This is a genomic window from Aeromonas sp. s9, assembly GCF_040907765.1.
GTDB classification, from domain to species: Bacteria; Pseudomonadota; Gammaproteobacteria; order Enterobacterales; family Aeromonadaceae; genus Aeromonas; species Aeromonas caviae.
Window position 1 is genome coordinate 26243 of record NZ_JBFOCK010000059.1, and the last position, 10641, is coordinate 36883.

General features: G+C 56.8%; 12 protein-coding genes and 4 tRNA genes. All 16 read left to right on the forward strand.

What is annotated here, in order from left to right:
* Positions 1 to 243 carry a hypothetical protein gene (locus AB5Y54_RS11110; protein ID WP_029313687.1) on the forward strand — a complete coding sequence of 81 codons (243 nt, stop codon included), beginning with the start codon at positions 1 to 3 and terminating at the stop codon, positions 241 to 243.
* A 686-nt stretch (positions 244 to 929) separates the two neighbouring features.
* Positions 930 to 2486 carry a cytochrome ubiquinol oxidase subunit I gene (locus AB5Y54_RS11115; RefSeq protein WP_010672869.1) on the forward strand — a complete coding sequence of 519 codons (1557 nt, stop codon included), beginning with the start codon at positions 930 to 932 and terminating at the stop codon, positions 2484 to 2486.
* 12 nt (positions 2487 to 2498) lie between these two features.
* On the forward strand, positions 2499 to 3635 hold the full coding sequence (cydB, locus tag AB5Y54_RS11120; RefSeq protein WP_041211015.1) for a cytochrome d ubiquinol oxidase subunit II: 1137 nt from the start codon (positions 2499 to 2501) through the stop codon (positions 3633 to 3635).
* 14 nt (positions 3636 to 3649) lie between these two features.
* A complete protein-coding gene (cydX, locus tag AB5Y54_RS11125; protein WP_005331536.1) occupies positions 3650 to 3766 on the forward strand; it encodes a cytochrome bd-I oxidase subunit CydX in 117 nt (38 codons plus the stop codon).
* Positions 3753 to 4064 carry a cyd operon YbgE family protein gene (locus tag AB5Y54_RS11130; protein ID WP_039039483.1) on the forward strand — a complete coding sequence of 104 codons (312 nt, stop codon included), beginning with the start codon at positions 3753 to 3755 and terminating at the stop codon, positions 4062 to 4064. Before cydX ends, AB5Y54_RS11130 begins: the two co-directional genes overlap by 14 nt.
* Positions 4065 to 4350: 286 nt before the next feature.
* Complete coding sequence (gene ybgC, locus AB5Y54_RS11135) at positions 4351 to 4758, forward strand: tol-pal system-associated acyl-CoA thioesterase (protein ID WP_010672872.1); 408 nt, start codon at positions 4351 to 4353, stop codon at positions 4756 to 4758.
* Positions 4748 to 5434, forward strand: coding sequence for a protein TolQ (gene tolQ, locus AB5Y54_RS11140; RefSeq protein WP_010672873.1), 687 nt, complete (start codon positions 4748 to 4750; stop codon positions 5432 to 5434). The genes ybgC and tolQ overlap by 11 nt, the downstream gene beginning before the upstream one ends.
* A complete protein-coding gene (gene tolR, locus AB5Y54_RS11145; protein WP_010672874.1) occupies positions 5434 to 5880 on the forward strand; it encodes a protein TolR in 447 nt (148 codons plus the stop codon). The genes tolQ and tolR overlap by 1 nt, the downstream gene beginning before the upstream one ends.
* Before the next feature lie 5 nt (positions 5881 to 5885).
* Complete coding sequence (gene tolA, locus AB5Y54_RS11150; protein ID WP_010672875.1) at positions 5886 to 7016, forward strand: cell envelope integrity protein TolA; 1131 nt, start codon at positions 5886 to 5888, stop codon at positions 7014 to 7016.
* Positions 7017 to 7093: 77 nt separating this feature from the next.
* On the forward strand, positions 7094 to 8419 hold the full coding sequence (tolB, locus tag AB5Y54_RS11155; RefSeq protein WP_041211016.1) for a Tol-Pal system beta propeller repeat protein TolB: 1326 nt from the start codon (positions 7094 to 7096) through the stop codon (positions 8417 to 8419).
* A gap of 48 nt (positions 8420 to 8467) precedes the next feature.
* Positions 8468 to 8992, forward strand: coding sequence for a peptidoglycan-associated lipoprotein Pal (pal, locus tag AB5Y54_RS11160; RefSeq protein WP_010672877.1), 525 nt, complete (start codon positions 8468 to 8470; stop codon positions 8990 to 8992).
* Between the two features lie 157 nt (positions 8993 to 9149).
* A complete protein-coding gene (gene ybgF / locus AB5Y54_RS11165; RefSeq protein WP_324034349.1) occupies positions 9150 to 9959 on the forward strand; it encodes a tol-pal system protein YbgF in 810 nt (269 codons plus the stop codon).
* Between the two features lie 174 nt (positions 9960 to 10133).
* Positions 10134 to 10209, forward strand: a tRNA-Lys gene (locus AB5Y54_RS11170).
* A gap of 32 nt (positions 10210 to 10241) precedes the next feature.
* Positions 10242 to 10317: transfer RNA gene (locus AB5Y54_RS11175), tRNA-Val, on the forward strand.
* Positions 10318 to 10365: 48 nt separating this feature from the next.
* Positions 10366 to 10441 (forward strand) — tRNA-Lys (locus tag AB5Y54_RS11180).
* Between the two features lie 19 nt (positions 10442 to 10460).
* Positions 10461 to 10536, forward strand: a tRNA-Val gene (locus tag AB5Y54_RS11185).
* Positions 10537 to 10641 lie beyond the last annotated feature (105 nt).

Consider the following 10641-nt stretch of genomic DNA (forward strand, 5'->3'; position numbering starts at 1 on the left):
ATGAACCAAAAAGCCGCCCTTGAGGCGGCTTTTTGTTTTGCGGGCAAAAAAAAGCCCACGGCACAGGCGGTGGGCAAAGACAATTCAGGATGGATGTTCACAGACAGTGAGCGCGTCTGCAGACCGGTCGGGAAAAAACAGAGGAGCCGTCGCGAGGCTTCAGAGTCGGTTCATTTGATAGAGTTGAACGAAAGAAAGCTTGTAGTAACGGATGGTCTTGGCAACAAACTTTTTCATCATTAATCCCAACAAACAGGTTCGAAATGTTCATCGAATACGTACCGGGAACCCGGAATGACCGGCCTGTATTCAGAGGTATGCCCTCACTGCGAGGCGCATTGTAGGAGCTCTTTCCGGGTGGGACAAACAAGAAAATCTATGGGCTTTTGATTAGATAAACTAATGATTTTGGTGGGGGTGTCAATCCGCATAAACATGTGTTTTTACTGGGTTTAAATTGATTTTTGGATGAGCCTGGCCATTTATTGAAATAATCGAGATGCGAGGGCTTTATTTCCGGGGTTGCGTATTTGTTTAACAGAATTGAAACTATTTTGATGTGTCATAAAATTGATTTAAATCAATTATTTACGGCTTGGCGTTTTTTGTGATGAAGCTCCCATAATTAATGGGAAAAGCCCCATAAGTTACCTTGAAAAAACATGTATTGAGGGTGGTTTTACATTGATTTCAATCAAATAAAGGTGATATAAAACAGCGATCATTATAGGCGGGAATAGAACCCTGGTTATTGTTTATTAGATGTTAAACATTAGCTTTTTTTGTTCCTGTATATTGCCTTGTTGTTAATGTGGTGGCAGTCGAATCCGGTCAGTCCGCGAGGGGTGACCGACCGTTCGGGGACTTCCAATGGAAGCTTTGTCCTTAAAACTTAAAATAGCCGTGCCAATAATCGGTGAGGAAACATCATGATTGCTGAGCATGTGGTAGACCTATCGCGGTTCCAATTTGCTGCGACGGCCCTTTATCACTTCCTGTTTGTACCCTTGACGCTGGGGATGGCCTTCATCCTGGCGATCATGGAGTCTGTCTATGTGATGACCAACAACACAGTGTACCGGGACATGACCAAGTTCTGGGGCAAGTTGTTTGGTATCAACTTTGCCCTCGGGGTTACCACCGGGCTCACCATGGAGTTTCAGTTCGGTACCAACTGGGCTTACTACTCCCACTATGTTGGCGACATCTTCGGGGCCCCACTGGCCATCGAAGGTTTGATGGCCTTCTTCCTGGAGTCCACCTTCGTCGGTATGTTCTTCTTCGGTTGGGATCGTCTCAGCAAGCGCCAGCACCTGGCGGCTACCTGGCTGATGGCGCTCGGGACCAACCTCTCCGCACTGTGGATCCTGGTCGCCAACGGCTGGATGCAGAACCCGGTGGGTGCCGAGTTCAACTTCGAATCCATGCGCATGGAGATGGTGAGCTTCGCCGACCTGGTGTTCAACCCGGTTGCCCAGGTCAAGTTCGTCCACACCGTGGCGGCAGGCTATACCACGGGCGCCATGTTCGTGCTCGGGATCTCCTCCTATTACCTGCTGAAGAATCGTGATGTGGCGTTCGCTCGTCGCTCCTTCGCCATCGCGGCCGCGTTCGGCATGGCCTCCATCCTCTCCGTGCTGGTGCTGGGTGACGAGTCCGGCTACGAGACCGGGGAAGTGCAGAAGGTGAAACTGGCGGCCATCGAGGCCGAGTGGAACACGGAGCCGGCTCCGGCATCCTTCACCCTGTTCGGGATCCCGAACCAGGAGGAGATGCGCACCGACTACGCCATCAAGATCCCCTATGCCCTCGGCATCATCGCCACCCGTTCCCTGGACGGTCAGGTGACTGGTCTCAAGGATCTCAAGAGCGAGCATGAGCTGCGCGTGCGCAACGGCATGACCGCCTACGACCTGCTGACCAAGCTGCAATCCGGTGACAAGTCCGACGATACCCGCGCCCGCTTCGACGAAGTGAAGCAGGATCTGGGCTACGGTCTGCTGCTCAAGCGTTACACCCCCAACGTGACCGACGCCACCGACGAGCAGATCAAGGCCGCCGTGGATGACTCCATCCCGCAGGTACTGCCGCTGTTCTTCGCCTTCCGCATCATGGTCGCCTGCGGCATCCTGATGCTGGTGCTGATCGGTCTGGCCTTCTATGACAGCACCCGCCACAAGATCGGCGAGCGCAAGTGGCTGCTCAAGGCGCTGCTGTACGGCATTCCGCTGCCCTGGATCGCCATCGAGGCGGGCTGGTTTGTCGCTGAATATGGTCGTCAACCCTGGACCATCGCCGAGATGCTGCCGACTTATGTCTCTGCATCCAACATTCCTGCGTCCGAGATCTGGTTCTCTCTGATCGGGATCTTCCTGTTCTACACCGTACTGCTGATCATCGAGATGTACCTGATGTTCAAGTATGCGCGCCTAGGCCCAAGCAGCCTGAAGACGGGCAAGTACCACTTCGAACAGAGCAAGGCATAAGGAGAGTGACCCATGTTTGATTACGAACTGTTGCGTCTGGTCTGGTGGGTGCTGGTCGGCGTGCTGCTGATCGGGTTTGCCATCACCGACGGTTTCGATATGGGGGTGGGCGCCCTGCTCCCCTTCGTCGGCAAGAAGGATGTGGAGCGTCGCGTGATGCTCAACACCATGGGGCCGCATTGGGAAGGCAACCAGGTCTGGCTGGTGACCGCCGGTGGTGCCCTGTTTGCCGCCTGGCCCATGGTCTATGCGGCGGCCTTCTCCGGCTTCTACATCGCCATGATCCTGACCCTGATGGCGCTGTTCTTCCGTCCGGTCGGCTTCAAGTACCGCTCCTTGCAGGAAGATGCCAAGTGGCGCTCCAACTGGGACTGGGCTCTGTTTGCCGGTAGCGCCATTCCCCCTGTCATCTTCGGGGTGGCGTTCGGCAACCTGCTGCAGGGTGTACCGTTCAGCTTCAACCAGTTCCTGATGATGACCTATCACGGCAACTTCTTCGGTCTGCTCAATCCGTTCGGCCTGCTGGCCGGTCTGGTGAGCCTCTTCATGATCATCACCCAGGGTGCAACCTGGCTGATGATGAAGACCGAAGGTGAAGTGCTGGCGCGCTCTCGCACCGCCGCCATGATCTTCTCCCTGCTGACCCTGGTGCTGTTCGCTCTGGCCGGTGTCTGGGTGAGCGGCATGGATGGTTATGTGATTGTGGGCTCCGTCGCCACCGACGCCGTCACCAACCCCCTTCACAAGGAAGTGGTGGTGCAGGCCGGTGCCTGGATGCAGAACTACAACCTCTATCCCTGGATGATTGCCGCACCCGTGCTGGGTCTGGTGATGTGTCTGCTGACCGCCGTGGCGGCCAAGCTGGACAAGGGGTGGGTGGCGTTCCTGTTCTCCTCCTTAGGCATCGCCGGCATCATCCTGACCGCGGGCTTCTCCATGTTCCCGTTCGTGATGCCCTCGAGCCTCGAGCCGTCCCAGAGCCTGACCATGTGGGATTCCACCGCCTCCTTCAACACCCTCAAGGTGATGACGGTAGTCGCAGTCGTCTTCGTGCCGACCGTGTTGGCTTACACCATCTGGACCTACATCAAGATGTTCGGCCGGGTGAGTAACAAGCACATCGAAGACAACCAACAATCGCTCTACTAAGAAGGTGCCCTGATATGTGGTATTTCACCTGGATCCTGGGGCTGCTGCTGGCCTGTGCGTTTGGGATTATCAATGCGCTCTGGCTGGAACACACCGAGAACCTGGATCGTCAGATTGATGAAGACAAGTGACAGGCTCGCCCGGCTGGCCGCTCCTCTGGAGCGCCAGCCATGGCAAGGTCTGATGCTGCTGGCGGCGGCCCTGCTGGCTGTCGCCATCTTGCAGGCGCCCAACCTGGTCGCGGCCAATACCAGTGAGCACGGCCTCTGGCTTGCGCCCTGGCTGATGTGGGCGGTCTGTTGCGGTGTCATGCATGGACTGGGATTTCACCCGCGCAGCCTGGTGGGTCGCGTGCTGTTCTTCCCCTGGCTCGCCCTGCCCAGCCTGCTCTGCGGGCTCTGGCTGACCAGCAGCTACTACCTGCCATAAATGATGAAGGAGGTCGGCATGAGCCCACCTCCTTCTTCTTTTTTGAGGGGCGTGCCGCCGCCCGGTCATAGCGACAGAACCTCGCTTGTCACGCCGCTCGCAGCCACTTCTCTTGTCCGCTTTTCTTGTGATGCTGACAGCCCTGTGGTCTTCGGCCTGTCGGCGCTGCTGCACGCCATAAAAAACAGGGGGAGAGGGGATTTCCCTGTCTCCCCCTGCTTCTTTCCTATTCAGCCCTGCGCTATGATAGCCCCCCATCTGACTGTCGAATGGATCACAGATTTTTATGGGGGAAGTCTCTGAGTTTCCGGTGCGTGTCTACTACGAAGACACGGATGCCGGAGGCATCGTCTACAACGCCAATTATCTCAAGTTTATGGAACGGGCCCGCACCGAATTCCTGCGCGCAGGCGGCATCGAACAGGATGTCCTGCTGCAGGCAGGGATCGCGTTTGTGGTGAGTCGCACCGAAATCGACTTCCGCGCGGCGGCCCGCTTCAATGAACTGCTGACCGTAATGACGCAAGTAACTGAAGTGAAACGCGCTTCCATGCGTTTTTCACAGCAGATCCTGGCGGCTGATGGACGGCTGATCACTCAGGCCATGGTACAGATCGCCTGTGTCAGTCATCCGCAAATGAAACCTGTTGCAATACCTGAAAAAATCAAGGGAGTGCTGTTAAGTGCACGCTGAAATTTCGTTTATTGGCCTGTTCTGGCAAGCCAGTCTGTTGGTGAAACTGGTCATGATGACCCTGATGGGCATGTCGGTCGTCTCCTGGGCGCTGATCATCCAGCGCTCCAAGGCCATCAAGGCGGCCAACCTCGCTTCGGAGCAGTTTGAAGACAGATTCTGGTCCGGGGTCGACCTCAATCGTCTCTACCAGGAGTCCTCCTCCCGTCGTGACGACATCGAAGGCATGGAAGACATCTTCTACTCCGGCTTCAAGGAGTATGCCCGCCTGCTCAAGGCCGGTGCCCGCGGTCAGGATGCGGTGATGGACGGTACCTATCGCGCCATGCGCGTCTCCCTGTCCCGAGCAGTGGACGATCTCGAGTCCAACCTGCCGGTCTTGGCGACCATCGGCTCCATCAGCCCCTATATCGGTCTGTTCGGTACCGTCTGGGGGATCATGAACGCCTTTATCGCTCTGGGCCAGGTTCAGCAGGCGACCCTGCAGATGGTGGCACCGGGTATCGCGGAGGCGCTGATCGCCACCGCCATGGGTCTGTTTGCCGCCATCCCGGCCGTTATCTTCTACAACCGCTTCACCAACAAGGTCGAACGGCTGGAAAACGCCTACGCCAACTTCATGGACGAGTTCACCACCATTCTGAACCGCCAAATCGCACAGCAGGGTGAGAAGTAATGCAAACCTATCAGCGGCTCAAACGCAAGAAGGTCGCCGAGATCAACGTGGTGCCCTATATCGACGTCATGCTGGTGCTGCTCATCATCTTCATGGCGGTCACGCCCGTGATCACGCAGGGGGTCAAGGTCGACCTGCCCCAGGCGGAGTCCGAGCAATTGCCGGAAGACTCCAAGCCGCCTTTCATCGTCAGCGTCAATACCGAGGGTGAGTACGTCATCAAGGCCGGCGAGGCGGATGACGAGCCCGTACCGAGCGGCACCCCAGAGGCGATGCAGCAGTACATCACCGAGAAGGCCATGGGCTATCTGGCCATCAACCAGAACGCGCCCGTGGTGGTCGCCGGTGACAAGTCCGTGCGCTACGAGGAGGTGATCCTGCTGATGGTGGCCCTCAAGAAAGCCGGTGTGCCTCAGGTTGGTCTGATGACGGATCCGGTGAACTGACGGAGATGGATGTGAAGCGTGGTATTTCCGGTTATCTCGTCGCGTCGCTGCTGCTGCATCTGATCATCGGCATCATCCTGCTGGTCGGTGTCGACTTCAGCAAACCCAAGCGCCCCGAGTCCAAGGGACAGATCGTCAATGCGGTCATGATGGACAGCGAAATGCTGGAGCAGCAGATGCAGCAGGTCCAGCAGCAGAAGCAGGCCCAGCCCAAGGCTGCACAGCAGCAGAAGGACAAGGAAGACGCTGAGCGCGTCAAACGCGAGCTGGCACAGGAGCAGGAGCGTCTGCGTATCGCCGAGACCAAGCGCAAGCAGGCCGAAGAGGCGACCCGCAAGGCCGAAGCCGACAAGCAGAAGAAAGAGGCTGAACAGAAGCAGGCGGAAGAGAAGGCCCAGAAAGCCGAGGAAGCCCGCAAGCTGGAAGAGCAGAAGACCAAGAAGGCCGAAGCCGAACGCAAGGCGGCGGAAGAGGCCAAGGCGCTGGCGCTCAAGAAGAAAAAAGAAGAGCTGGAGAAGAAGCAGGCTGAAGAGAAGGCCAAGGCGGAAGAGGCCAAGGCCAAGAAAGCGGAAGCTGAGAAGAAGGCCAAGGCCGAAGCCGAGAAAAAGGCGAAGGCGGAAGCCGAGAAGAAAGCCAAGGCCGAGGCCGAGAAGAAGGCGAAGGAAGAGGCTGACAAGAAGGCAAAAGCTGACGCAGAGAAGAAGGCGAAGGCCGAGGCTGACAGAAAGGCCAAGATTGAGGCGGAGCGCAAGCGCAAGGCGGCCGAAGAGGCCAAGTTGCAAAAAGAGATGGAAGCCATGATGGAGCAGCAGCTGGCCGCCGAGGCCAATGCGCGCAGTCAGGCAGCATCGGCAGCCGCCAAGGGCGAGGTCGACAAGTATGCCGCCCTCATCAAGGCCACGGTCGAGCGCTACATGATTTTGGATCCCACCATGCGGGGCAAAACATGTACTATCGGTGTCAAGTTGGCCAGTAGCGGCTTCGTCATCTCGGTGGACAACGGTCAAGGAGATCCGGCGGTCTGCCGCTCCGGCAAGGCGGCGGTGCTGAAGGCCAACCAGTTGCCGGTGCCGAAGGATCCGGCGGCATTCGAATTGATGAAGGATCTACGCCTTCAGCTAGCGCCAACGATTTAAGAGAGTGTTTCTGCTTTGATTGGCAAAGGTTGTTGATCAGAGAACTGAGTCTCAAATTGGAACTGAGAGTTTAAGCCATGATAAGAAAAGTGTTTTTTGCTTTGGTTGGCTGTTTGTTGCTTGGCCAGAGTGCTCAGGCGGCCTTGGATATCGTCATCACCGGCGGTATCGACAGTGCACGTCCCATCGCCATCGCTCCCTTCAAGTGGGAGGGCAATGGCCAGTTGCCGCAGGATATCGCGGAAGTGGTCTCCAACGACCTGATGCGCAGCGGCAAGTTCAAGCCGCTGGCCCGTGGCCAGATGCCGCAGACGCCGAGCTCCAGCGGCGAGATCAACTTCGCACCCTGGGCTTCCCAGGGAGTCGAAGCCGTGGTGGTCGGCTCCATCGCCGCCGTGGGTGATGGCACCTACAAGATCAACTTCGAGCTGGTCGACGTCCTGAAAGGCCAGCTGGCCAAGACCCAGGGCGGTGAAGCGAACGGTTACATCCTGGACAGCCGCATGGCGACCATCCCGGGTGCCCAGATGCGCCAGTTTGCCCACCGCATCTCCGACATCGTCTACGAACGTCTGACCGGTGAGCGTGGTGCCTTCCTGACTCGTCTGGCCTATGTCTCCGTGCAGCAGGGGACCCAGTTCCCGTATCAGCTGCGGATCTCCGACTACGACGGCTACAACGAGAAGACTCTGTTGCGCTCCCGTGAACCCCTGATGTCCCCGGCTTGGTCGCCGGATGGCAGCAAGCTGGCTTACGTGAGCTTTGAGAACCAGAAGTCCGAGATCTATGTGCAGGACATCTACACCCAGCAGCGCAGTCTGATCACCAGCTTCCGTGGCATCAACGGTGCGCCGGAGTGGTCTCCAGATGGTCGTCGTTTGGCTATTGTTCTGTCCAAAGATGGGCAGCCTGACATCTATGTCGTTGATGTTGCTAGCAAGCAACTCACTCGAGTCACAAATAACCGCACCATCGACACCGAACCCTCCTGGATGCCGGACGGTCAAACTTTGCTGTTCACCTCTGAACGTGGTGGCAAACCCCAGATTTATAGCGTAAATTTGGCGACTGGCATGACTCGCCGGATGACCTGGGAAGGGGATTCCAACCAGGGGGCATCCATCACACCGGACGGCAAGTCCATGGTGATGGTGACCCGGGTTCAGGGACAATATCGCATCGCTCGCCAGGATATGGAAAATGGAGCCATGCTGGTACTGACCCAGAGTGCTCTGGATGAATCGCCAAGTGTGGCTCCCAATGGCAGCATGATCATTTATGCCACCATCTATCAGGGTCGTAAGAGTCTTGCATTGGTGTCGACCGACGGTCGCTTCAAGGCAGTGCTTCCGACCAGTAGCGGTGAAATTCGTGCACCAGCTTGGTCGCCCTTCTTGAATTGATAAAAATCGATTGTTTTTTGTTTTGTTATAAAGGTTTAAGGAAATAGCATGCAACTCAATAAACTGCTCAAGGGTCTGGCCATCGCACTGCCACTGTTCACCCTGGCTGCCTGTAGCTCCTCTTCCGACTCCGACGCCGCTGGCGCCGAGTCCGGCATGACCGACGGCATGGGCGGTGTACAAACCGGCGGCGCCAACGGCATGTTGTCCCCGGAAGAGCAGATGCGTCAGAAGTTCGAAGCGCTGCAACGCGACAACGTGATCTACTTCCCGTACGATGGTTACGACATTCAGGGTCAGTACGCCGACCTGCTGGATGCCCACGCCAGCTACCTGCGTGAACGTCCGAGCGTCAAGGTATTGATCGAAGGCCACGCCGACGAGCGCGGTACGCCGGAATACAACATCGCGCTGGGTGAGCGTCGTGCCAAGGCTGTTGCCAAGTATCTGCAAACCCTGGGTGTGCAGGCCGAGCAGCTCTCCATCGTCAGCTATGGCGAAGAGAAGCCGCTGGACCTGTCCCACACCGAGGAAGCCTTTGCCAAGAACCGCCGTGCGGTCCTGGTTTACTAAGGTTTGAGTCGAACGAAGTTCGTTTATATGCAAGCGGCCATTTCGATGGCCGTTTTATTTGCACTAAACGTCAAGGTTTGATCCGAATGAAATCTGTATCAGCGAGCGACTATGCGCTGGCCGTTTTATTTGCACTAAACGCTAAGGTTTGATCCGAATGAAATCTGTGTACAAGCAAGCTGGTGTTGCGCTGGCCGTGTTGGTTGCTTTGAATACGCAAGCAGCGGCACCCGTGAGCGATCTGAGCGGGGATTCTGGCAGCAGCGGCGTGGTGCTGAGCGGCAACAATGGTGCCATCGTACCGACCGGCAGCCTGGAAGACCGGGTTGCTCTGCTGGAGCGTACCCTCAATGCCCGTCTGCGTCTGCAGGCCGAACTGCAGCAACAGGTCGACTCCCTGCAAGGGGAGGTCTCCGAGCTGCGTGGTCAGCTGGAACAGCAGACCTACCAGATGGAGCAGTCCCAGGAACGCCAGCGCCAACTCTACCAAGAGCTCGACAAGGTGGCCAACAGCCAGCCTGCCGCCGCGCCCGCAACACCTGCTGCAGGTGCTGCAACGCCTCCTGCCGCGGCTGCCAACTACTCCACCAACCAGGATGAGAACCAGGCCTACGACGCGGCCGTGAACATGGTGCTCAAGGAGAAGAACTACGACAAGGCCATTCCTGCCTTCGAAGGGTTCATCAAGCAGTTCCCGAACTCCAGCTATGTTCCCAATGCCCACTACTGGCTTGGCCAGCTGATGTTCAACAAGGGCGACAGGGCGGGGGCCGCGAGCCAGTTCTCCACGGTGGCGAACAAATACAGCAAGTCACCCAAGCGGGCCGATGCCCTGCTGAAACTCGGCATGCTCGCCCAGCTTGACGGCAAAAAAACAGAGGCCAAGGCCTTCTATGAGCAGGTGATCAAGGGTTACCCCAACACCTCGCCGGCCCAGCTGGCCAAACAGAGTCTGGCCAAGCTGTGACATTGCTGCATGTCACTGTTTTCGTAACACTCTTGTAAAGAACTCTCTGCTTTGTATGCGCAGTGAACAATCAGATTTAATTTAAGATTTTTCTATTGCGCCAGGATGATAAATCCGTAATATAGGCCGCCGTCAGAGCCGGAGCAGTAATGCAGTCGGCACTGGTCGTGGTGAGGGTCGTTAGCTCAGTCGGTAGAGCAGTTGACTTTTAATCAATTGGTCGCTGGTTCGAATCCAGCACGACCCACCATTTCTTCACAGCAGGTGAAGATAATATTCCCAGGTCGTTTAGCTCAGCTGGGAGAGCACCTCCCTTACAAGGAGGGGGTCACTGGTTCGAGCCCAGTAACGACCACCATGTTGTAACGCTGGCCGCCACATGCGGTTGGTGAAAGGTTCAGGATGTGGGTCGTTAGCTCAGTCGGTAGAGCAGTTGACTCTTAATCAATTGGTCGTAGGTTCGAATCCTACACGACCCACCACTCTGAACACAGAATCCCAGGTCGTTTAGCTCAGCTGGGAGAGCACCTCCCTTACAAGGAGGGGGTCACTGGTTCGAGCCCAGTAACGACCACCATGTTGTAACACTGGCCGCCACATGCGGTTGGTGAAAGGTTCAGGATGTGGGTCGTTAGCTCAGTCGGTAGAGCAGTTGACTCTTAATCAATTGGTCGTAGGTTCG

Coding starts and splice junctions, on each gene's coding strand:
- cydX (WP_005331536.1), top strand. CDS start 3,650: ATGTGGTATTTCACCTGGATCCTGGGGCTGCTGCTGGCCTGTGCGTTT.
- tolA (WP_010672875.1), top strand. CDS start 5,886: ATGGATGTGAAGCGTGGTATTTCCGGTTATCTCGTCGCGTCGCTGCTG.
- tolB (WP_041211016.1), top strand. CDS start 7,094: ATGATAAGAAAAGTGTTTTTTGCTTTGGTTGGCTGTTTGTTGCTTGGC.
- cydB (WP_041211015.1), top strand. CDS start 2,499: ATGTTTGATTACGAACTGTTGCGTCTGGTCTGGTGGGTGCTGGTCGGC.
- ybgC (WP_010672872.1), top strand. CDS start 4,351: ATGGGGGAAGTCTCTGAGTTTCCGGTGCGTGTCTACTACGAAGACACG.
- AB5Y54_RS11110 (WP_029313687.1), top strand. CDS start 1: ATGAACCAAAAAGCCGCCCTTGAGGCGGCTTTTTGTTTTGCGGGCAAA.
- pal (WP_010672877.1), top strand. CDS start 8,468: ATGCAACTCAATAAACTGCTCAAGGGTCTGGCCATCGCACTGCCACTG.
- tolR (WP_010672874.1), top strand. CDS start 5,434: ATGCAAACCTATCAGCGGCTCAAACGCAAGAAGGTCGCCGAGATCAAC.
- AB5Y54_RS11115 (WP_010672869.1), top strand. CDS start 930: ATGATTGCTGAGCATGTGGTAGACCTATCGCGGTTCCAATTTGCTGCG.
- ybgF (WP_324034349.1), top strand. CDS start 9,150: ATGAAATCTGTGTACAAGCAAGCTGGTGTTGCGCTGGCCGTGTTGGTT.
- AB5Y54_RS11130 (WP_039039483.1), top strand. CDS start 3,753: ATGAAGACAAGTGACAGGCTCGCCCGGCTGGCCGCTCCTCTGGAGCGC.